This window comes from Paludisphaera borealis (assembly GCF_001956985.1).
GTDB classification, from domain to species: domain Bacteria; phylum Planctomycetota; class Planctomycetia; order Isosphaerales; family Isosphaeraceae; genus Paludisphaera; species Paludisphaera borealis.
Map to the genome: position 1 here is coordinate 2,610,397 of NZ_CP019082.1, position 22,083 is coordinate 2,632,479.

The window sequence follows — 22,083 nt, forward strand, 5'->3', positions numbered from 1 at the left end:
GGGCAGTGCTTTCGACCTGACAGGGATGGACTCGCCGATTCGAATCGTCCGGCGTCATGTGCTCATCCTCCAGCGGGAATTGCGCCTGGAATCGTCGCGATTCAAGGCCAACCAGCGCGGAAGCGTTAATGAGCCGAACTTAATCGAGAGCGAGGTCGATCGCAAGCACCCAACCAGCGGACGAAGTGAGTCGGTGTGCGTGTCAATGCGGAGACTCGATTCCCTACCCTGCGCGGCGAGGAATCCTCGGCTCAGTTCGGCAAGCGGGAGCCGGGGTGCCTCGACCCGTCGGCGAGCTGAAGCTCGACGCTGCCGTCGTCGTTCTTGATCGCGAATCCCCACTGCCGCGAGGACCGAGAGGCCAACCACAGCGATCGACGGGTCAAGGCCTCAATCTCGTAACGACCCGCCGGCTCGCAATTGAGAAATGTTCGGACGTTGTCAACCTTGCTCGTCACCGCGGCACCGCCTGAGTGCAATCCCACCTTATAGAGAATCATGACGGGCTCCCGTGCCGTGCGAACGCTCGACGTCCATATCCTAATTAAGCATCTCATCCACCCCCCTGGCCGATCTCCGAGTAATATACGACATAGTGGACCGGAATGCACAGGGTTCACCAATCTTTCAAATGGAATCTTAGTTAACGAAGAACGGGCCTTCGATCGAGTAGATCGGGCTAAGATTCCGTGAATCCCGGCTGGCCCGCGCGCCGTGAGAATGCGGATCATCGTCTCAACCCGAGTATAATTGAGATGATGCGTCGGTCGATCGTGCGACGGTCGACGCCGCGCGGGACGATCGCGATGGGATTGAGGATCACGATGATGGCGAACGATCAGTCGGTGATCGTGGCGGGCGTCCGGACGCCGATCGGTGCTTTTCTGGGAGGGCTGTCGGCCGTCCCCGCGCCGCAACTGGGGGCCGCCTGCGTGCGGGCGCTGGTCGAGCGGACGGGAGCGCCGCCGGAACGGATCGACGAGGTGCTCATGGGAAGCTGCATCGCGGCCGGCCAGGGGATGAACCCCGCGCGGCAGGCGGCGATCCTCAGCGGCTTGCCGACGAGCGTCCACGCGGCGACGATCAACGAAGCCTGCGCCTCGGGGATGCGCGCGGTGATGCTGGCCGACCAGATCCTCCGGGCGGGCGACGCCCGGCTGATCATCGCCGGCGGGATGGAGAGCATGAGCCGGGCGCCCTACCTTCTGCCCAAGGCTCGCGAAGGCTTCCGACTGGGGAACGGCGAGATCGTCGACTCGATGATGTTCGACGGCCTGACCGACGCCTACGCCAACAAGCCGATGGGCCATTTCGCCGACGCATGCGCCCGCGAATGCGGCCTCGACCGCGAGCGGCAAGACGCTTACGCCGTCCTGAGCCACACTCGCGCCCGCAAGGCTCTCGCCGAGAAGGCGTTCGCCAACGAAATCGTCCCCGTGTCGGTCACCGTCCGGGGCAAGACGACGATCGTCGGCGAGGACGAAGGACCGGGCAAGTTCAACGAGGCCAAGCTGCTCAGCCTCCGTCCCGCGTTCGGCGACGACGGCACGGTCACGGCCGGCAACGCATCAAGCCTCAACGACGGCGCCGCGGCGCTCATGGTCTCGACGATGGAGACCTGTAACGCGTTCGGCCTGAAACCCGTCGCCCGGATCGTCGGCGCGGCGATCCACAGCCAGGAGCCCGAGCGGTTCACCACCGCGCCCGTCGGCGCCCTCAAAAAGCTGCTCGAAAGGATCGGCTGGAAGGTCGATGACGTCGACCTCTTTGAAGTCAATGAGGCGTTCGCCGTCGTCGCCCTAGCCGTGGCCGACCAGACCGGCCTGCCCTCCGACCGGACGAACGTCTTCGGCGGCGCCATCGCGCTGGGCCACCCGATCGGCAGCAGCGGCGCGCGGCTGCTCGTCACCTTGATCCACGGCCTCGAACGAACCGGCGGCCGTCGCGGCGTCGCCGCCCTGTGCGTCGGCGGCGGCGAGGGAATCGCTATGGCCGTCGAGCGGATCGTTTAAGCCGAACTACCCATTGACTGCAAGCTCCTTCACTCGAACCGCAGGATCGGCTGGTCGACGGCGAGGCTGGCGCCGGGCTCGGCGAGGAGTTCGGCGACGATGCGGTCGTGGTCGGCTTTGAGGATGTTCCGCATCTTCATGGCCTCAATGACCGCGAGCGTTTCGCCGGTGTGGACTTCCTTGCCGACCTGGACGCTCAGTTCGGCCAGCAGGCCAGGCATAGGGGAAAGAAGGAATTTGGAGAGATCCGGCGCGGGCTTCCGGGGCATCAGGGCCAGCAGCTCGGCCGCTCGGGTCGTCATGACGAACGCGTCGAACTGCGTTCCCCGGTGGAGGACGCGGTACTTCAGACCGATCCGCTCGACCTGCACGCAGATCTCGCGGCCGTTCCAGACGCCGCGAAGGAGCAAGTCGCCGAGCTTCCAGTCGGTTCGCAACTGATGACGCGAGCCGCCGTGGACGATCGCGCAGCCGCCGGCTTCGAGGACGACGACAAGTTTGTATCGAGCGTCGTCCGTGAGGACGACCCAGTCATCGTCGACCTTTCGCGAGTGGCCTTCGAGCTGACCGCTCACGGCCGAGGCACGCTCGATATAACGTCGCCGGGCGTAGGCGGCGACGGCCGCCAGCAAAAGCGGATCGTCATGGATAAGGCTCGACGGTCGGAAGCCGTCAGAGTAGTCCTCGGCGATCAGCCCGGTGTCGATCTCGCCGGCGACGAACCGAGGGTTGCGCGTCAGGGCCGCCTGGAACGCGAGGTTCGAGACGACGCCCCGGATCACGAACGCGTCGAGAGCCTCGTGCATCCGGCCGATCGCCTCGTTCCGGGTCCGGCCGTGGGTGATCAGCTTGGCGATCATCGAGTCGTAGTGGATCGAGATCTCGTCCCCCTCCACCACGCCCGTGTCGATACGCACCGCGCCGGGCTCGGCGTCAGGCGGACGATACCGCACCAGCCGGCCGGTCGACGGCAGGAAGTTGCGGAACGGGTTCTCGGCGTTGATCCGGCACTCGATCGCCCATCCATCGCGGCGCACTTGTTCCTGCGTAAACCCGAGCTTCTCGCCCGCCGCGACGCGGATCATCTGCTCGACCAGGTCGAGCCCGGTGATCATCTCGGTGACCGGATGTTCGACCTGAAGCCTCGTGTTCATCTCCAGAAAATAGAAGCTCCGATCCGCGCCGACGACGAACTCGACGGTCCCGGCCGACTGGTACGCGACGGCTTTCGCCAGCGCGACGGCCTGCTCGCTCATCGCCTGCCGCGTGGGTTCGTCGAGGAACGGCGAGGGGGATTCCTCGACGACCTTTTGATGCCTCCGCTGCAACGAGCACTCGCGCTCCCAGAGCGAGACGACGTGGCCGTGCGCGTCGCCAAGGACCTGGATCTCGATATGGCGCGGGCTCGCGATGTACTTTTCGAGGAAAACGCGATCGTCGCCGAAGGCGGAAGCGGCTTCGGCCCGGCAGGAGTCGAACCCCTCGGCGGCCTCGGCGTCGTTATGCGCCACGCGCAGCCCCTTGCCGCCGCCGCCGGCCGACGCCTTGATCATCACCGGATAGCCGACTTCGCGCGCAATGTCGACCGCCTGGCGGGCCGAGGCGATCGGCTCGTCATGACCGGGAATCACGTTGACGCCGGCCTCGCGCGCCAGTCGCTTCGAGGCGATCTTGTCGCCCATCGCCGCGATCGCGTCGGGCTGCGGGCCGATGAAGACGATCCCCTCGGCCGCGAGCCGCCGGGCGAACGCCTCGTTCTCCGACAGGAAGCCGTAGCCGGGGTGGACGGCCTCGGCCCCGGTAAGCTTGCAGGCGGCGATCACGGCGTCGATGTTCAGATACGACTGCCGGGCCGGTGCGGGACCGATCGCAACGGCCTCGTCGGCAAGATCGACGTGGAGCGCGTCCTTGTCGGCCTCGGAGTACACGGCGACGGTCTTGATGCCCATCGCGCGCACGGTCCGCACGATCCGGCAGGCGATCTCGCCGCGATTCGCGATCAGGATTTTCTGAAACAAGCGGGTCTCGGCGCTCATAAGGGGATGTTGCCGTGCTTGCGCCAGGGATTCTCCAGCTTCTTATTGCGAAGCATCTCCAGCGACCGCGCAATCCTCCTGCGAGTCTCGCTCGGCATGATCACATCGTCGATGAAGCCGCGATGCCCTGCAATGAACGGGTTGGCGAACTTCTCGCGATACGCGCGCTCGCGCTCGATGAGCTTGGCCGGGTCCCCCTTCTCGTCGCGGAAGATGATCTCGACGGCGCCCTTCGGCCCCATCACGGCGATCTCGGCCGAGGGCCAGGCGAAGTTTACGTCGCCGCGCAGGTGCTTCGACGCCATCACGTCGTACGCGCCGCCGTACGCCTTGCGGGTGATGACCGTGACCTTGGGGACGGTGCATTCCGCGTACGCATAAAGCAGCTTGGCCCCGTGCTTGATGATCCCCCCGTACTCCTGGGCGACTCCCGGCAGGAACCCGGGGACGTCGACGAACGTGACGACGGGGATGCCGAAGGCGTCGCAGAAGCGGACGAACCGCGCGGCCTTGATCGCGCTCTTGATGTCGAGGCAGCCGGCCAGCACGAGCGGTTGATTGGCCACGAACCCCACGCTCCGGCCGCCGATCCGGCCGAAGCCGATCACGATGTTGCGGGCGTGGTCGGGCATCAGCTCGAAGAAGTCCGACTCGTCGACGACCTTGACGAGCAGCTCCTTGACGTCGTACGGCGTATTCGGATCGTTGGGCGCGAGCGAGTCGAGCGAGGGTTCGACGCGGTCGACCGGGTCTTCCGTCGGCACGACGGGAGGCTTCTCCCGGTTGCTCGAAGGGATGAACATAAAAAGCCGGCGCGTCATCAACAGCGCCTCGACGTCGTTCTCGAACGCCAAGTCGGCCACGCCCGAGCGGATCGTATGCGTCGAAGCGCCGCCAAGCTCCTCGGCGGTCACCTCCTCGTGCGTGACCGTCTTCACGACCTCCGGGCCGGTCACGAACATGTACGACGAGTCTTTGACCATGAAGATGAAGTCGGTCATCGCCGGCGAGTACACCGCGCCCCCCGCGCACGGCCCCATCACGACCGAGATCTGCGGCACCACGCCCGAGGCGATTACGTTGCGCTGAAAGACGTCGGCATAGCCCCCCAGCGACGCGACCCCTTCCTGGATCCGCGCGCCTCCCGAATCGTTGAGCCCGATGATCGGAGCACCGACCTTCATCGCCTGGTCCATGACCTTGCAGATCTTCTCGGCGTGCGACTCGGAGAGCGACCCGCCGAAGACGGTGAAGTCCTGGCTGAAGACGAACGTCAAGCGGCCGTTGATGGTCCCGTAGCCCGTTACCACGCCATCGCCCGGTATGAGCTGTTCCCCCATCCCGAAGTCGACGCAGCGGTGCTCCTTGAACATATCCCACTCTTCGAACGAGCCGGGATCGAGCAGCAGTTCAAGCCGCTCGCGAGCCGTCAGCTTGCCCTTGGCGTGCTGGGCGGCGATCCGTCTCGGTCCTCCGCCCAGTCGCGCGGCCGCTCGTTTCTCGTCGAGCCGGCGAATGATCTCGTGCATGGAAACAAAACCCCTCAGAGGTTCGCCGACTCGACGTGGTCAAGAAGTCGATAGGCCGCCGCGCTCGGCGTGGTCTCGCCCTGGGCGACCGACCGGCTGAGCGCATCGAGATCGCGGCGGACGCGCGGGTTGCTGCGGAACCGCGACCGAAGGCCGGCGTCGATCAGGCTCCACATCCACTCGACCGCCTGCCGACGTCGCTTCTCGGCCAGCTCGCCCGTGTCGGTCAACAGCTTGTGGTGCCGCTCAATCTCGGTCCAGAACTTGGCGATCCCGTCGCCCTTGGAGGCGCTCGCCGTCACGACGACGGGCTTCCAGGGAGATGACGACGAGTGAAGCAGCGACAGCGCGCCGGCGAGCTGGCGGCGGCCGATCTCGGCGGCGGCCGGGTCGATGTCGGCCTTGTTGACGACGATCACATCGGCCAGCTCGACGATCCCCTTCTTCATCGCCTGAAGGTCATCGCCGGCGTTGGGAAGCTGGATCAGCACGAAGGCGTCGACCATGCCGGCGACGGTCGTTTCCGACTGCCCCACGCCGACCGTCTCGACGATCACCACGTCGAAGCCCGACGCCTCGCAGATCAGCATCGCCTCGCGCGTCTTGTCGCCGACGCCCCCGAGCGAGCCGCGCGACGGCGAGGGGCGGATGAAGGCGTCGGGACTGACCGACAGCCGCTCCATACGGGTCTTGTCCCCCAGGATCGAGCCTCCCGAGATCGTGCTGGACGGATCGACGGCCAGCACGGCGACGCGCCTTCCCTGGCGGATCAGCTCCAGGCCGAGCGCCTCGATGAACGTCGACTTGCCCGCCCCCGGCGATCCGCTGATCCCCAGCCGGATCGATCGCCCCGTGTGCGGTAAGAGCGCGTCGAGCACGCCCGACGCCCGCCGCGCGTGATCGGCCCGCGTCGACTCGACCAGCGTGATTGCCTTGGCCAACGCGCGCGGCCGACGGTCCAGTACGCCGTCCACCAGCGCCTGGTCAATCGGGTCCAGGGCGACTGTGCTTGTCTTGGGTTCGTGATCCATGGTCAAGGATTATCGGTCAGTGAGGCGAGGAAACGCCAGGGGGCGTCACAAAGCCCGCCCCCGGGAAACTTTCGAGACGTGTCGAAGAAAATCCTTGTGTCTCAGTCAGCACGACTTCAGTCAGCACCGTCCCCCTATATTCCCCTTTCCCCATTTCCCACGTCCCCCTTTCCTCTCTCGTCATTTCGTCCATTCAGATTAACCCCGCTTTGTTGAGAAAATCACCTTGCTTTTTGGACGACTCGCGCGTCACTATGGGGCCAACAAGTCAATCATCATGCTTTGCATCCACTGATGCGATAGCTAAACCGATCGCTCTCCCCTCAATCATGCGGAGGGACGAAGCAGCCAATCCTGTCTGGATTCGACGACTGGAAGACGACCTGAGTCGAGAGCGTCCGGGCTCGTCCCCGACGTACGAACGAACGCACCTCTCTCCGGACGGTTCGCGGACTCTGCCACTCGGGAATCCGCTTCGCGAGAAAACGTCGGCTCCACTTCCCAGACTTCCATGTCGGGGCCGACCTCGGGCCAATCTTTTCGCAAAGGACATACTGGCATGACTCGCTTCGACAGATCCCCTGGAAAGCATTCCCGGTCTCGGCCCAAGGGCCGTGCCAACCACCCTCGGCTGGAGTTCCTGGAAGATCGGATCCTTCTGGCCGTCAACCCGATCGTCGCCGAGAACCAGTTGCCCGGGACCCCCGAGAGCGTCTGGATGATCCAAGGCGCCGGTGATACGTCGTTGCAGGGTTTCGCCACCGACATCAGCGTCAATCACGGCCAGACGGAGTCCTTCAAGATCAACGACTCCTCCGGGGCGTCGTATCACATCGACGTCTACCGGATGGGGTACTACGCCGGGGACGGCGCCCGATTGGTGACGACCATCCCCGCGTCGCAGATCGTGGAGCAAGTCCAACCCGCGCCTCTCTCGGATCCCACGACTGGACTCGTCGACGCCGGAAACTGGAGCGTTTCGGCCTCGTGGGCGGTCCCGGCGAACGCGACTTCGGGGATCTACATGGCGCGGTTGACTCGTGACGACACGGGTGACGGGAGCATGATTTATTTCGTCGTCCGCGACGATACCGGGGGCTCGGACATCCTGTTCCAAACGTCCGACAGCACATGGCAGGCCTACAACACCTGGGGAGGGAACAGCCTGTACCAGGGGAGTTCGGGGGTGGCCAGCGACCGCGCCGTGAAGGTCAGTTACAACCGTCCCTTGACCATCGACGCGACCACCGGCGGATACGGCAATTACAATTCGCCGCTCCATGCCGAGTACCCGATGGTGCGCTGGCTGGAGGCCAACGGCTACGACGTCAGCTACTTCACCGACGTCGACAGCGACCGCTACGGCAGCCTGATTCAGACCCACAAGGTGTTTATGTCAGTGGGCCATGACGAGTACTGGTCGGCCGCGCAGCGGGACAACGTGGAAGCGGCGAGGGACGCGGGGGTCAACCTGGCCTTTTTCAGCGGCAACGAGTCCTTCTGGAAGACGCGGTGGGAAACCAGCATCGATGGCTCGGGGACGCCGTACCGCACGCTCGTCACCTACAAGGAATCCCAAAACAACGCGCCGCTCGACCCGCTGGACAGCTCACCCACATGGACCTGGACCGGGACGTGGCGGGACAATCGCTTCAGTCCCCCGGCTGACGGCGGCCAGCCCGAGAACGCGATGAGCGGAACGATCTATATGGACGATCGCACGTCCAACGACCTCGGCGTCAGCCTGAACGTCCCGGCGGCGGACGGGAATCTGAGATTCTGGCGGAACACGAGCGTCGCCAATCTCGCGCCGGGTCAGGTCGCCACGCTGGGCCAGTACGTGGTGGGCTACGAGGTCGATGAGGACGTGGACAACGGCTTCCGCCCGGCAGGTCTGATCGACATGTCCTCGACGTCCTTCAGCACTCAATACCACGTCTCGGTTCCCTGGGGGACCGTGGTCAGCCCTGGCGACGCGACCCACAGCATCACGCTCTACCGCGCCCCGAGCGGGGCGCTGGTCTTCAGCGCGGGGACGATCCAGTGGTCGTGGGGCCTCGACGGCGATAACAACATTGGCGACGTCGCGCCCGACCCGAGCATGCGACAGGCGACGGTCAACCTGCTGGCCGACATGGGAGTACAGCCGGGGACCCTCCAGCCCGGGCTGGTCCCGGCGTCGAAATCGACCGACGCCACTCCCCCGACCTCGATCATCACTTCGCCGGTCGGCGGCGCGAACATCGTGAGCGGGACGACCGTGACGATCACGGGTACGGCGACCGACGCGGGAGGGGGGGTGGTGGCCGGGGTCGAGGTCTCGGTCGATGGCGGAGCCACCTGGCACCCGGCCGTCGGCCGATCGAGCTGGACCTACACGTGGTCGCCGGACCAGAACGGCAATGCGACGATCGAGAGCCGCGCGGTCGACGACAGCGGTAACATCGAGACGCCGGCGCCGGGGACGACCGTCTCGGTCCAGGGGCCGATTTCCCTCTGGAGCAACTCGATCGTCCCCGGCATCATCACGACAGCCGACACCAACTCAGTCGAACTTGGAGTCAAGTTCCGCTCGGACGTCAACGGTTACATTGAGGGGTTGCGGTTCTACAAGGGAGCTGGCAACACCGGAACGCACGTCGGCAGCCTTTGGACGTCGACCGGGACGCTGCTGGCCCAGGCCACGTTCACCAACGAGTCGTCAACGGGCTGGCAGCAGGTTCTCTTCTCCACTCCGGTGAGTATCTCCGCCAATACGACCTACGTCGCGTCCTACCACGCTAATGTCGGCGAGTATTCCTCGGACGACCTCTACTTCGCCAAGGGTGGAACCTCGAACGGCCCGCTTCATGCGCTCGCCGATGGGACCGACGGCGGCAACGGACTGTATGAATACAGCTCGACGAGCACTTTTCCCGTGAACTCCTACCGTTCGGAAAACTACTACGTCGACGTCGTCTTCGCCACCAGCATCGTGAACGGCGCCGCGCCCACGGTCACGAGCCAAACACCCGCGTCGGGCGCCACCGGGGTGGACCTGGCATCCGCGGTGACGGCGACCTTCAGCGAGCCGGTGACGGCCGGTTCGATCGTGTTCACGCTGACCGGGCCGGGGGGCGCCGTGCCGGCCAGCCTCTCCTACAACTCGGCCTCGCTGACGGCCACGCTGACCCCCAGTAGTCCATTGTCCGCCTCGACCACCTACACGGCGGCCGTCAGCGGCGCCACGGACGCCTCCAGCGACGTCATGACCCCGGTCTCCTGGTCGTTCACCACGTCCACGGGCACCACGTCGTATAACAACGTTTCCATCTGGAATAGCTCGACGACCCCCGCCGTAGCGTCGTACCCCGACCCCAACCCCTACGAGCTGGGGGTCAAGTTCCAATCGAACGTCAGCGGCTACATCACCGGGATTCGGTACTATAAGGGGAGCGGCAACACCGGCACGCACGTCGGCCACCTCTGGAGCAGCACTGGCACGCTGCTGGCCACGGCCACCTTCGTTAACGAGACGGCCACGGGCTGGCAGCAGGTCAACTTCAGCTCGCCGGTGGCGATCACCGCCAACACCACCTATGTGGCGTCGTATCACACCGACGCCGGTGACTATGCCGTCGACGTCAACTACTTCGCCAGCGCCGGCGTAAGCAACGGGCCGCTCGTCGCGCTCGCCAACGGGGTCGCCGGCGGCAATGGCGTCTATTCTCCGGGAGCCGCCGCCTTCCCGACGAGCAGCTTCAATTCGAACAACTACTGGGTCGACGTCGTCTTCAGCCAGACGCTGCCCCAGACGGCGACCACGACCACGCTCGCCTCCTCGGCCAACCCGTCGACTTCCGGCCAGTCGGTGACGTTCACGGCGACGGTGGCGCCGACGTCGGGGGGCGGCGTCCCCACCGGCCAGGTCACCTTCATGGACGGCGCGACGACGTTGGGCGCCGGCACGCTCAACGCCAGCGGAGTGGCGACCTTCGCAACTGCCGCGCTCGCTGTCGGCTCCCACTCGATCACCGCGGTCTACGGCGGCGACGCCTCGTTCCTGACGAGCACTTCCACCGTACTTAGCCAGGTGGTCAACCAGGCGGCGACGACAGCGACCACGACCACGCTCGCCACCTCGGCCAACCCGTCGACGTTCGGCCAGTCGGTGACGTTCACGGCGACGGTGGCGCCCGCGTCGGGGGGCGGCGTCCCCACCGGCCAGGTCACCTTCATGGACGGCGCGACGACGCTGGGCGCCGGCACGCTCAACGCCAGCGGAGTGGCGACCTTCGCGAGCGCCGCGCTCGCCGCCGGCTCCCACTCGATCACCGCCGTCTACGGCGGCGACGCCTCGTTCCAGACGAGCACTTCGGCCGCCCTCAGCCAGGTGGTCAACCAGGCGGCGACCACGACCACGCTCGCCTCCTCGGCCAACCCGTCGACTTCCGGCCAGTCGGTGACGTTCACGGCGACGGTGGCGGTCAACGCCCCGGGGGCCGGCTCGCCAACCGGCACCGTGACGTTCAAGGACGGCACGACGACGCTGGGCGCCGGCACGCTCAACGCCAGCGGAGTGGCGACCTTCGCGAGCGCCGCGCTCGCCGCCGGCTCCCACTCGATCACCGCCGTCTACGGCGGCGACGCCTCGTTCCAGACGAGCACTTCGGCCGCCCTCAGCCAGGTGGTCAACCAGGCGGCGACGGCGGCGACCAAGACCACGCTCGCCTCCTCGGTCACCCCGTCGACGTTCGGCCAGTCGGTGATGCTCACGGCGACGGTGGCACCGACGTCGGGGGGCGGCGTCCCCACCGGCCAGGTCACCTTCCTGGACGGCGCGACGACGCTGGGCGTCGGCGCGCTCAACGCCAGCGGGGTGGCGACCTTCGCAACCGCCGCGCTCGCCGTCGGCTCCCACTCGATCAAGGCCGTCTACGGCGGCGACGCCTCGTTCAAGACGAGCACCTCCGCGGCCTTGAAGCAGGTGGTCAATAAGGCGGCGACCACGACCACGCTCGCCTCCTCGGCCAACCCGTCGACTTCCGGCCAGTCGGTGACGTTCACGGCGACGGTGGCGGTCGATGCCCCGGGGGCCGGCTCGCCAACCGGCACCGTGACGTTTAAGGACGGCACGACGACGCTGGGCGTCGGCGCGCTCAACGCCAGCGGGGTGGCGACCTTCGCAACCGCCGCGCTCGCCGTCGGCTCCCACTCGATCAAGGCCGTCTACAGCGGCGACGCCTCGTTCAAGACGAGCACCTCCGCGGTCCTGAAACAGAAGGTCAGCACGGCCGTCGTGGCCGCCAACGATTCGGCCAGTATCGTTCAGAGTTCCGCACCGCTCACACAGCCGATGTCAGCCCCGATCGCCACGGCAGTCAGCAACAAGGCCCTCGTGGTCGCCGGCGGCCCGGCCGGTGCCGTTCAGAGTCCTGATCCGCTGACACAGCCGTTACTGGCCCCCATCGTCGACGAAGCCATTGCGCAATGGCGGGAGGCTGGCATCGCCCCCCAGAGCCTCGCCGCTCTGCTCCATGCCGACGTTCGGATCGCCGACCTCGCCGGGCCCCTCCTGGGGATGGCCGGCCAGGGCGTCGTCACAATCGATCAAGATGCGGCCGGTTACGGCTGGTTCATCGATACCGCCCCGGCCGACGACTCGGAATTTAGGACCGTCGCGCAAGGCCCCGCCCGCGATCGCGTCGATCTCCTGTCGGTCGTCGCCCAGGAGCTGGAGCACAAACTCGGATTGGAGGACGACGAAGGCGAGGATGTGATGGCCTAGGCCCTGCCGGTCGGGGTACGACGTGTGCCGGTGGTGGAGCAAAGCCCAGGGAACCTCGCAGCCCAGGCTCCCATCCCCACCCTCATCGTGGCTCCGGGACCTGTGTCAATCGGCACCTCGGCGGGGAGTTCCAGTTTCGTTCTCGCTCCAGGCCGTTCCTCCAAGGTCAGTACGAGCATGGCGACGGTCCTGATCGCCCTGGCAGCGAAGATCCCCTTGTCCCCTTACAAGACAGGGGGAAGGGTCACTCCTAACATTGTAATGCAAAATACGGCGAATTGACCTGCTCCCCATTTCTTGGTCCAAGGGGAATGAGGGCAGGAGTCCGGTCGTTCAGGGGGGAACGGGGCGAAGCGCTCTCGAACGGTGGACCGAGTAGTTCTTGGGGCGAACGGACCCAATTGCTCGACCAGCGGATCGAGAGCTCGAAAGGAGGATCGGAGAGGTTTTTCCGGATTCCACCGGTTTCACGGAAGACGCTTGATCACGCGGAATCGCGGTGCTTGCGGATGGCTTCGAGAATCTTGTGGGCGCACGTGGGGATCGGCGTGCCCGGCCCGAAGATCCCCACGGCGCCAGCGTCGTAGAGGAAGTCGTAATCCTGGGCCGGGATCACGCCGCCGACGAAGACGACGACGTCGTCGGCCCCCTGATCGCGGAGCGCCTTGACGAGCGCGGGGACCAGAGTCTTGTGGCCGGCGGCGAGGGTCGAGACGCCGACCGCGTGGCAGTCGTTCTCGATCGCCTGGCGGGCGGCCTCCTCGGGCGTCTGAAAGAGCGGCCCGACGTCGATGTCGAAGCCCAGATCTGCGAGGGCCGACGCGACGACCTTCGCGCCGCGATCGTGGCCGTCCTGGCCGAGCTTGGCGATCATCACGCGCGGGCGGCGGCCCTCCTCCTCGGCGAACGTCTCGACCTCGTGCTTCAAGTCGTGCCATTCCTGGTCCTTGCCGAACGCCGCTCCGTACACGCCCGAGATCACCTGGTTGGTCGCCCGAAACCGCCCCCACATCGTTTCGAGTGCGTCGGAGACCTCGCCCACGGTGGCCCGCAGCCGGACCGCCTTGATCGCCGCGTCGAGCAGGTTGCCCTCCCCCTTGTGGGCGACTTCGGCCAGGTCGTCGAGAGCCTTCCGCACCGCTCCGGCGTCGCGGCTTTCGCGTACTTGCTTGAGCCGCGCGATCTGCGAGTCGCGAACCGCCGAGTTGTCGATGTCGCGGAACTCGATCGGGTCCTCGTGGTCGAGCCGGTACTTGTTGACGCCGACGATGACGTCCAGGTTCGAGTCGATCCGCGCCTGCTTCTCGGCGGCGCACTCCTCGATCTTGAGCTTGGCCCAGCCCGATTCGACGGCCCGAGTCATGCCGCCGAGCTGCTCGACTTCCTCGATGATTGTCCAGGCCTTGTCGGCGAGGTCCTGAGTGAGCTTCTCCATCATGTACGAGCCGGCCCAGGGGTCGACGACGTTGCAAATATGCGTCTCTTCTTGAATGAGGATCTGGGTATTGCGAGCGATCCGGGCCGAAAAGTCGGTCGGCAGCGCGATGGCCTCGTCGAAGGCGTTGGTGTGCAGCGACTGCGTGCCGCCGAAGACCGCCGCCATCGCCTCGATGGTCGTCCGCACGATGTTGTTGTACGGGTCCTGCTCGGTGAGCGACCATCCAGACGTCTGGCAGTGGGTTCGCAGCATCATCGACTTGGGATTCTTGGGGTTGAATCCCTTCATGATCCGCCACCAGAGCAGCCGCGCCGCGCGAAGCTTGGCGACTTCGAGGTAGAAGTTCATGCCGACGGCGAAGAAGAAGCTCAGGCGGCCGGCGAACGCATCGACGTCGAGGCCCTTCTCGATCGCCGTCTTCACGTACTCCTTGCCGTCGCCGAGGGTCAGAGCCAGCTCCAGCGCCTGGGTCGCGCCGGCCTCCTGCATGTGGTAGCCCGAGATCGAGATCGAGTTGAACTTCGGCATATGATGGGCCGTGTACTCGATGATGTCGGCGACGATCCGCATCGACGGCCCGGGCGGATAGATGTACGTGTTGCGGACCATGAATTCCTTGAGGATGTCGTTCTGGATCGTCCCGGAGAGTTGGTCCAGAGTCACCCCTTGCTCCTCGGCGGCGACGATGTAACCGGCGAGGATCGGCAGCACCGCGCCGTTCATGGTCATCGACACCGACACTCGGTCGAGCGGGATGCCGTCGAAGAGGATCTTCATATCCTCAACCGAATCGATCGCCACGCCCGCCTTGCCGACGTCGCCCTGAACGCGGGGGTGGTCGGAATCGTAGCCGCGGTGCGTGGCCAGGTCGAAGGCCACCGAGATGCCCTGCCCCCCGCCGGCCAGCGCCCGCTTGTAGAAGGCGTTCGACTCCTCAGCGGTCGAAAACCCGGCGTACTGGCGGATCGTCCAGGGGCGGACCGCGTACATGGTGGCCTGCGGCCCGCGAAGGAAAGGCTCGAAACCCGGCAGCGTGTCGGCGTATTCAAGCCCCTCCAGGTCGCGTTTCGTGTACAGCGGCTTGACGTCGACGCCCTCGGGCGTCTTCCAGTTCAGCCCCTCGACCTTGCCTCCGGGCGCGAACTTCGACGCGGCCTTGTCCCAGCCGCTCAGGTTCGAAGAATTCGGCAATGACTCGCTCATGGTCATCCTCCCATCCTAGCGTCGACGTCGGAGCGTCACACGCGTCGTGCGTCCGAATCATCCCCCTGCACCAGTCCCACGATACCTAAGTCGCCGGCCGCCGACCATCGAGGAAAGCCGCCTTGCGGGGCCGGCCGGCACCCGAGTTTTTGAATCAAATAATGCAATTATTATTTGAATCACAGCGCTCTTGACGCCGGCCGGGAGTGTGGCACTATGAGTGAAGGGAAACGACGTTGGGTCAGGCGATTTTCGGCCGGCCCGTCTTCGACTCTCCCCTGACGCGCCGTCGCCCGACCGACGGCGCCCTCCGAGCGACGTCGAATGTCGCGGCCCGCCGTCAAGGCGGCGTCCTCATCCTGTTTGAGGAGACGGAGCGTGGAACGGCGCGGGGGAATCCGCGCCGGATCTTCAAAGACTCTTCCAGGGATTTTCACAAGCGGGACGCGCGGCGGAGCCCTTCACGAGGCGAGGGGAATCCAGCCTCTTTCGGCCCGCGCCCGGTCCAGCGATACTGCATGGATCGAGTTCCGAGGTCTTCGCGACCATTGGGAGTTTCGTCATGATCATCAAGGATAAGACGGCGGTCCTCACGGGCGCCGGCAGCGGCATCGGGCAGGCGGTGGCGATCGAACTGGCCCAGCGCGGCGTCGGCGGCCTGGGATTGATCGACAGCAGCGACAGCGTCATCAACGTGGCTCGGGCGATCAACGACCGCCTCGGGCGGCCGATCGCTGAGGCCGTCATCGGCGACGTGACCGACGCGGCGTTCCGCACCCACGCCTTCGATTTGATCGCCAACAAGTTCGGCGTGCCGAGCATCTGCATCCCCGCCGCCGGGATCAGTCGCGACCAGCTCGCGGTCAAGGTGGACAAGCCGACCGGAAAGGCGCTCGTCTACCCGATCGAGAAGTTCCGCGAGGTCGCCGAGGTCAACCTGATCGCCCCGTCGTACTGGGCGCTCGAGACCATCGCCCGGATCGCCGAGGACCGCCACCGCCGCGGCCTGACGAGCTGGAATCCGGACGAAGGAATCCAGGGGACGATCATCTTCCTCGGATCGGTCTCGTCGCACGGCAACACCGGGCAGGTCGCCTACTCCGGCGCCAAGGCGGGGCTTGAAGGGGTCGCGGCCACGCTCGCCAAGGAAGCCATCTACTACGGCGTCCGGTGCGCGGTGATCCACCCCGGCTACACCGACACCCCGATGGTTCGCGCCCTGGGCGACGAGTACATCAAGAAGAACATCCTTCCCTACACGCAGCTTCGACGCCTGATCGCTCCGGAAGAGATCGCCGACGCGATCTACTTCCTGATCTGCAACTCGGCTGTCAGCGGCCAGCTCTGGGCCGACGCCGGCTGGCACCCGACCGCTTGACTTTCGAGCCATCAAGGACAACGACGATGTCGCGACCACGACTCCAGGTGACCCCCGACCACAACCTCGCGCTCGACCTCGTGCGGACGACCGAAGCCGCCGCGCTGGCGGCGGCCCGATGGGTCGGCCGGGGCGATAAGAACGCCGCCGACAAGGCGGCCGTCGACGCCATGAGGCTGCTGTTCAACAGCATGCCGTTCGACGGGATCGTGGTGATCGGCGAGGGCGAGAAGGACGAAGCGCCGATGCTGTTCAACGGCGAACGCCTCGGCACGGGAGTCGAGCCCCGCACCGACGTCGCCGTCGATCCGATCGACGGCACCCGGCTCGTCGCGCGCGGCGAGGCCAACGCCGTGGCGGTCGTCGCCGTCGCCGAGCGGGGGAGCATGTTCAACCCCGGCCCGTGCTTCTACATGGAGAAGCTCATCGCCGGCCACGACGGCGGCCACGTCCTCGACGTCACCGCGCCGATCGAGGACAACGTCCGCAACCTCGCGAAAGCGCGGAACATGCATGTCGGGGACATGACCGTCATGATCCTCGATCGCGAACGTCATCACGAGTTCATTGAACGGGTGCGCGGCATGGGCGCTCGCGTCCACCTCATCACCGACGGCGACGTCGCCGGCGCGATCACGGCCGCCCGCCGCGGCACCGGCGTCGACCTACTGTACGGAATCGGCGGCACCCCCGAGGGGGTGATCGCCGCGGCGGCCCTCAAGTGCCTGGGAGGGGTGATCCAGGGCCGGCTCCATCCCCGCAACGCGGCCGAGCGGCAAGCGGCGATCGACGCCGGCTACGACCTCGACCGGGTCCTCCACACCGACGACCTGGTCAAGGGGGACAACGTCTTCTTCGCCGCCACGGGGATCACCGACGGCTCGCTGCTTCGCGGCGTCCGCTACAGCGCCGAGGGGGCGACGACCGAATCGATCGTCATGCGGTCCCGGTCGGGCACGATCCGGACGATCGCCGCCCAGCACCGCTGGGAAGCTCCGTCCGAAGCAACCGGCGGCCGCTGGTCGGGCGACCGCCCCGCGCACCTCGTCCCGCCGCTCCTCCGCCTGGACGAAGACCTGAACGAGGCGTCGAACACCTGAACCACGATGAATGCTCATCAACCGACATCACGACGCCTCGACCGCCCGGGCCAGCTCGGGGGGCACGACGCATGGCTTGCGGGTCGTCGGGTCGATCGTTACCAGGACGACCGTCGCGTCGGCCGCGACCGCGCCGTCGGGCTTGCGGATTTCTTGAGCGAGCGTGAAGCTCGTCCGGCCCAGGCGCACAGGACGGGTGACGATCGTCAGTCGCTCGCCCTGGCGACACTCGCGGCGGTAGTTCAGGTTGACGTTGACCGTCACGGTCGCCGCCCCCATCGCTTGCAGGCGGTCGTAAGGAAGGCCGTTGCGCTCGTACCATTCCTCGCGTCCCCATTCGAGATATTCAACGAACTTCGCGTTGTTCACGTGTCCGTTGACGTCGATCTCGGTGGGACGCACGATGACCTCGAGAACCGTCTCCATGATAGGCCGTTGCTCCGGGTCGAAACGATGAAGAAAACCGATGGGAGAAGCGGACCGTCGCAGTCTACCACGAGTTTCCCGAAAGTCGGCGGGAAAGGGCGATTGGCCAAGATCGAACCGTTCGACTATGATGGTCGCCCTGGGCTCGGCCTCTCGCACCTCTCACCGAGCTTTCAGCCGTTCGACAACACGTTGCGTCACGTTCGAGGCCCGAACGCTTGCGGAGGGTCTGTTCGTCGCCGGCGCGTCGAATCTTCGGCCCGAAACGGATTCCAGGGCTTTCCCCGAGCCGACCGATCCACCCGCGAAGGAGTTTCTCACGATGTCACGCCTGGTTGAAGTCACGGAGCTCGCCCTTCGCGACGCCCATCAAAGTCTGCTCGCGACCCGCATGACGATGGAAGACATGATTCCCGCCTGCGAGGACATCGACCAGGCCGGCTACTGGAGCGTCGAGTGCTGGGGGGGCGCCACGTATGATTCGTGCATCCGGTTCCTCAACGAAGACCCATGGGAACGGCTGCGGACGTTTCGCAAGCTGATGCCCAACTCGCGGCTCCAGATGCTGCTGCGGGGCCAGAACCTGCTCGGCTACCGCCATTATGAAGACACGGTGGTCGACCGCTTCGTCGACAAGTCGGCCGAGAACGGCATGGACGTCTTCCGCGTCTTCGACGCGCTCAACGACCCGCGCAACCTCAAGCGGGCCATGGAAGCCGTCCGCCGCACCGGCAAGTGGGCCGAGGGGACGATCTGCTACACGACCTCGCCGCTGCACACCGTCGACAAGTTCGTCGAGCTGGCGCAGCGGCTCAAGGAGATGGGCTCGGCCTCGATCTGCATCAAGGACATGGCCGCCCTGCTCCGTCCCCAGCCCGCGTTCGACATCGTCCGCGGCATCAAGGAGAAATGCGGTGAAGATACGATCGTCCACGTCCACGTTCACTCGACCACCGGCGTGACTCTCGTGAGCCTGATGAAGGCCATCGAAGCCGGCGCCGACATCGTGGATACGTCGATCTCGTCCCTCAGCCTGGGCCCCGGCCAGAACCCCACCGAGGCCCTCGTCGAGATGCTCGAAGGGACCGGCTACACCACGAAGCTCGACAAGAGCCGCCTGCTCAAGATCAAGGACCACTTCGCCCAGGTCCGCCCTCGGTACGCGGATTTCGAGTCGAAGATCGTCGGCGTCGAGACCGAGATCTTCGACAGCCAGATTCCCGGCGGAATGATCTCGAACATGGAGAGCCAGCTCAAGCAGCAAGGAGCCGCCGACCGGCTCAAGGAGGTTCTCGCCGAGGTTCCCAAGGTCCGCAAGGACGCCGGCTATCCGCCGCTCGTGACCCCGTCGAGCCAGATCGTCGGCACCCAGGCCGTGTTCAACGTCTTGATGGGCCGGTACAAGACCCTCACCGGCGAGTTCGCCGACCTGATGCTCGGCTACTACGGCGAGACGATCGCCGAACGGAACCCAGACGTCATCGCAGCCGCCGAGAACCACGCCAAGAAACCGTCGATCACCATCCGGCCCGCAGACCTGCTGAAGCCGGAATGGGAAGCGCTCGACAAGGCGGCCAAGGCGCTCCCCGGCAACGAGGGGGCGGACGAAGACACGCTCACGTACGCCATGTTCCCTAACGTGGCCCCCAAGTTCTTCGCGCAACGGGCCGAGGGGCCCAAGGACCCCTGCAAGGGCGCGGCGCCGGCCTCGACCGCGCCGGAGAACCCGGGCTCGAAGCCGGCCGACGACGGCAAAGGTCCGATCACGGGGCCCGTCACCTACGACGTGCGACTCGGAGACAAGACGCACAAGGTGACCGTCCAACCGGCCTGAACCAAGAGAGGATGATGAGATCATGAGCGCGGAAGTCAAAACGATGGAGCAACTCGTCGCCGAGCTTCGCGCCCGCCGCGAGCAGCTCAAGGCGGGGGGCGGCGCCGACCGCCTCGCCAAGCAGACGAAGGACGGCAAGCGGACCGCCCGCGAACGAGTCGACGACCTCGTCGACCCCGACAGCTTCGAGGAGATCGGCTTGTTCGCCCGCCACCGCCAGACCGAGTTCGGCATGCTCGGCAAGGAGGTCCCCGCCGACGGCGTCGTCACCGGCGCGGCGACGGTCGACGGCCGGCTCGTCCACCTGGCCAGCCAGGATTTCACCGTGCTCGGAGGATCGGCCGGCGAGGTTCACTCGCTCAAGGTCGCCGAGGCGATGGAGCTGTCGCTGCACACCGGCACGCCGTTCGTCTTCATCAACGACTCCGGCGGCGCCCGCGTGCAGGAAGGGATCGACTCGCTCTCGGGCTACGGCAAGGTGTTTTTCACGAACGTCTCGCTGTCCGGGGCCGTGCCGCAAATCTCGCTGATCTGCGGCCCGTGCGCCGGGGGCGCCGCGTACTCGCCGGCCCTGACCGACTTCGTGATCATGACCCGCAAGGCCCAGATGTTCATCACCGGCCCGCAAGTCATCAAGCAGGTCACCGGCGAGCAGATCACCGCCGAGGCGCTCGGCGGGGCCGAGACCCACATGGCGCACTCGGGCGTCGCCCACTTCATCGCCGAGGACGATCAGGACGCCGTCCACACCTGCCGCCGCCTGCTCAGCTTCCTGCCGTCGAACAACCTCGAAGACGCGCCCCGGATCGAGAATGACGGCGACGTCGACCCCAACCCCGAATTGAACACGATCGTGCCGGTCGAGCCCAAGCGGGGCTACGACGTCCGCGACGTGATCGCCGCCGTCGTCGACCAGGGCGACTTCCTCGAAGTCCAGTCCGGCTACGCCATGAACATGGTCGTCGGCTTCGGACGCATCCTGGGACGCTCGGTCGGGTTCGTCGCCAACCAGCCCCAGGTGCTCTCCGGCGCGATCGACATCAACGCCGCGACCAAGGCGAGCCGGTTCATCCGGTTCTGCAACGCCTTCAACATCCCGCTCGTCACCTTCGTGGACGTCCCCGGGTTCCTTCCTGGCGTCCAGCAGGAGTACGGCGGCATCATCCGCCACGGGGCCAAGATGCTGTTCGCCTACTCGGCGACCACCGTCCCCAAGATCCAGGTGATCCTCCGCAAGTCGTACGGCGGAGCGCACCTGGCGATGGGCTCGAAAGACCTGGGCGCCGACCGCGTCTTCGCCTGGCCGACCGCCGAGGTCGCCGTGATGGGGGCCGAAGGTGCCGTCGAGATCGTCTTCCGCAAGGAAGTCGAGACCGCGACGGACAAGGCCGCCAAACGCGCCGAGTTGATCCAAGAATACAAGTCGACGTTCTCAACTCCGTACGCGGCCGCCGGCCGACGTCTGGTCGACGACGTCATCGAGCCGGCCGACACCCGCAAGCACCTGGCGCAGGCGCTCGAATACCTGCACGCCAAGCGCGAGCAGCGGCCCCCCAAGAAGCACGGCCTCATCCCCCTTTAACGGTGACGAAACCCATGAAACCGGAGACGAACGGCCTGGCCGACGTCCTGAAGGCCCTGGCCTCGATCCAGAGCGAGCTGGTGAAGCTGGGGGAACGGGTCGCCGCGCTCGAATCCTCCGCCCACGCCAAGACCGCAAATGCTCCAGCCGCAGTGATGACGACGACGAAGGCCTACGCCGACGAGTCGCTGAGCGACGAGTTGGTGCTGATCCTCGGCGCGGCGGTCGCGGCGTTCCTCGGCAAGAAAGCCCACATCCGGCGGATTCAAGTGCTCGGCTCCACCGCCTGGGCCCAGCAAGGCCGGGTCACCATCCAGGCGTCGCACGCCCTGAACACGGCGAGGAGCTAGCCTTGAAACTCAAGATCACTGTTGACGGCAAACTCTACGAGGTCGACGTCGAGGTCTCCGAGCCGGAACGCGCCCGTCCCGGCTTCGTGGCCCCGATCGGCCATGTCCGCGTCCCCGCGGCGCCCATCGCCGCGCCCGCCGCACCTCCGACCGGCGGCGAGACGGTCGCCGACGAATCCAAAGTCTGCCGCAGCCCATTCTCCGGCACCGTGTCGCGGGTCGAGGTCGAGGTCGGGCGGCAGATCGCGCCCAACGAGGTCCTGATCGTCCTCGAAGCGATGAAGATGGAAACGATCATCACGGCCCCCGTCGCCGGCAAGATCGCCAAGGTCAACGTCGGCGTGGGCGACGCCGTCCAGCAGGGGCGGGTCTTGATCGAATTCGAATGACCTTCGCA

General features: G+C 66.1%; 13 protein-coding genes. 8 read left to right on the forward strand and 5 right to left on the reverse strand.

From position 1 onward, the window contains the following. Positions 1-827: 827 nt before the first annotated feature. Positions 828-2,012, forward strand: a complete 1,185-nt coding sequence (locus BSF38_RS10200; RefSeq protein ID WP_076350732.1) for a thiolase family protein — start codon at positions 828-830, stop codon at positions 2,010-2,012. Between the two features lie 29 nt (positions 2,013-2,041). On the opposite strand, the gene BSF38_RS10205 is transcribed toward BSF38_RS10200, so the two are convergent. From BSF38_RS10205 to meaB, 3 genes are read right to left on the reverse strand one after another with little or no spacing between them, the layout of a single operon-like run. Then, the gene (locus BSF38_RS10205) at positions 2,042-4,030 is read right to left on the reverse strand and encodes an acetyl-CoA carboxylase biotin carboxylase subunit (protein WP_076350733.1); all 1,989 of its coding nucleotides are present in this window, start codon (positions 4,028-4,030) and stop codon (positions 2,042-2,044) included. Positions 4,031-4,044: 14 nt separating this feature from the next. Then, on the reverse strand, positions 4,045-5,577 hold the full coding sequence (locus BSF38_RS10210) for an acyl-CoA carboxylase subunit beta (RefSeq protein WP_076345303.1): 1,533 nt from the start codon (positions 5,575-5,577) through the stop codon (positions 4,045-4,047). A gap of 14 nt (positions 5,578-5,591) precedes the next feature. Then, a complete protein-coding gene (gene meaB / locus BSF38_RS10215) occupies positions 5,592-6,608 on the reverse strand; it encodes a methylmalonyl Co-A mutase-associated GTPase MeaB (RefSeq protein WP_076345305.1) in 1,017 nt (338 codons plus the stop codon). A gap of 559 nt (positions 6,609-7,167) precedes the next feature. On the opposite strand from meaB, the gene BSF38_RS10220 reads away from it, so the two are divergent. After that, the gene (locus BSF38_RS10220; RefSeq protein ID WP_076345307.1) at positions 7,168-12,375 is read left to right on the forward strand and encodes a N,N-dimethylformamidase beta subunit family domain-containing protein; all 5,208 of its coding nucleotides are present in this window, start codon (positions 7,168-7,170) and stop codon (positions 12,373-12,375) included. Positions 12,376-12,859: 484 nt separating this feature from the next. On the opposite strand, the gene scpA is transcribed toward BSF38_RS10220, so the two are convergent. Continuing rightward, positions 12,860-15,016: a methylmalonyl-CoA mutase gene (gene scpA / locus BSF38_RS10225; RefSeq protein WP_237170826.1), complete on the reverse strand. Its 2,157-nt coding sequence runs from the start codon at positions 15,014-15,016 to the stop codon at positions 12,860-12,862. Positions 15,017-15,578: 562 nt separating this feature from the next. On the opposite strand from scpA, the gene BSF38_RS10230 reads away from it, so the two are divergent. After that, the gene (locus BSF38_RS10230) at positions 15,579-16,394 is read left to right on the forward strand and encodes an SDR family oxidoreductase (RefSeq protein ID WP_076345311.1); all 816 of its coding nucleotides are present in this window, start codon (positions 15,579-15,581) and stop codon (positions 16,392-16,394) included. Positions 16,395-16,420: 26 nt separating this feature from the next. Continuing rightward, complete coding sequence (glpX, locus tag BSF38_RS10235; protein WP_083712850.1) at positions 16,421-17,494, forward strand: class II fructose-bisphosphatase; 1,074 nt, start codon at positions 16,421-16,423, stop codon at positions 17,492-17,494. Between the two features lie 27 nt (positions 17,495-17,521). Here the strand turns inward: glpX and BSF38_RS10240 are convergent, their stop codons facing one another. Further along, the gene (locus BSF38_RS10240) at positions 17,522-17,920 is read right to left on the reverse strand and encodes an acyl-CoA thioesterase (protein ID WP_076345315.1); all 399 of its coding nucleotides are present in this window, start codon (positions 17,918-17,920) and stop codon (positions 17,522-17,524) included. Between the two features lie 322 nt (positions 17,921-18,242). On the opposite strand from BSF38_RS10240, the gene BSF38_RS10245 reads away from it, so the two are divergent. Genes BSF38_RS10245 through BSF38_RS10260 form a run of 4 tightly spaced genes read left to right on the forward strand, consistent with a single transcriptional unit; the run spans position 18,243 to position 22,075 of the window. Beyond that, a complete protein-coding gene (locus BSF38_RS10245) occupies positions 18,243-19,754 on the forward strand; it encodes a methylmalonyl-CoA carboxytransferase subunit 5S (protein ID WP_076350734.1) in 1,512 nt (503 codons plus the stop codon). A gap of 22 nt (positions 19,755-19,776) precedes the next feature. Further along, positions 19,777-21,336: an acyl-CoA carboxylase subunit beta gene (locus BSF38_RS10250; RefSeq protein ID WP_076345317.1), complete on the forward strand. Its 1,560-nt coding sequence runs from the start codon at positions 19,777-19,779 to the stop codon at positions 21,334-21,336. 14 nt (positions 21,337-21,350) lie between these two features. Then, positions 21,351-21,686, forward strand: a complete 336-nt coding sequence (locus tag BSF38_RS10255; protein ID WP_076345319.1) for a hypothetical protein — start codon at positions 21,351-21,353, stop codon at positions 21,684-21,686. 2 nt (positions 21,687-21,688) lie between these two features. Continuing rightward, the gene (locus BSF38_RS10260; RefSeq protein ID WP_076345321.1) at positions 21,689-22,075 is read left to right on the forward strand and encodes a biotin/lipoyl-containing protein; all 387 of its coding nucleotides are present in this window, start codon (positions 21,689-21,691) and stop codon (positions 22,073-22,075) included. Positions 22,076-22,083: the final 8 nt, after the last annotated feature.

Bases quoted from the DNA above. Each gene is read 5' to 3' on its own strand.
- BSF38_RS10200 (WP_076350732.1), top strand. From the start codon at position 828: ATGGCGAACGATCAGTCGGTGATCGTGGCGGGCGTCCGGACGCCGATC.
- BSF38_RS10255 (WP_076345319.1), top strand. From the start codon at position 21,351: ATGAAACCGGAGACGAACGGCCTGGCCGACGTCCTGAAGGCCCTGGCC.
- BSF38_RS10250 (WP_076345317.1), top strand. From the start codon at position 19,777: ATGAGCGCGGAAGTCAAAACGATGGAGCAACTCGTCGCCGAGCTTCGC.
- meaB (WP_076345305.1), bottom strand. From the start codon at position 6,608: ATGGATCACGAACCCAAGACAAGCACAGTCGCCCTGGACCCGATTGAC.
- scpA (WP_237170826.1), bottom strand. From the start codon at position 15,016: ATGAGCGAGTCATTGCCGAATTCTTCGAACCTGAGCGGCTGGGACAAG.
- BSF38_RS10245 (WP_076350734.1), top strand. From the start codon at position 18,243: ATGTCACGCCTGGTTGAAGTCACGGAGCTCGCCCTTCGCGACGCCCAT.
- BSF38_RS10240 (WP_076345315.1), bottom strand. From the start codon at position 17,920: ATGGAGACGGTTCTCGAGGTCATCGTGCGTCCCACCGAGATCGACGTC.
- BSF38_RS10210 (WP_076345303.1), bottom strand. From the start codon at position 5,577: ATGCACGAGATCATTCGCCGGCTCGACGAGAAACGAGCGGCCGCGCGA.
- glpX (WP_083712850.1), top strand. From the start codon at position 16,421: ATGTCGCGACCACGACTCCAGGTGACCCCCGACCACAACCTCGCGCTC.
- BSF38_RS10230 (WP_076345311.1), top strand. From the start codon at position 15,579: ATGATCATCAAGGATAAGACGGCGGTCCTCACGGGCGCCGGCAGCGGC.
- BSF38_RS10220 (WP_076345307.1), top strand. From the start codon at position 7,168: ATGACTCGCTTCGACAGATCCCCTGGAAAGCATTCCCGGTCTCGGCCC.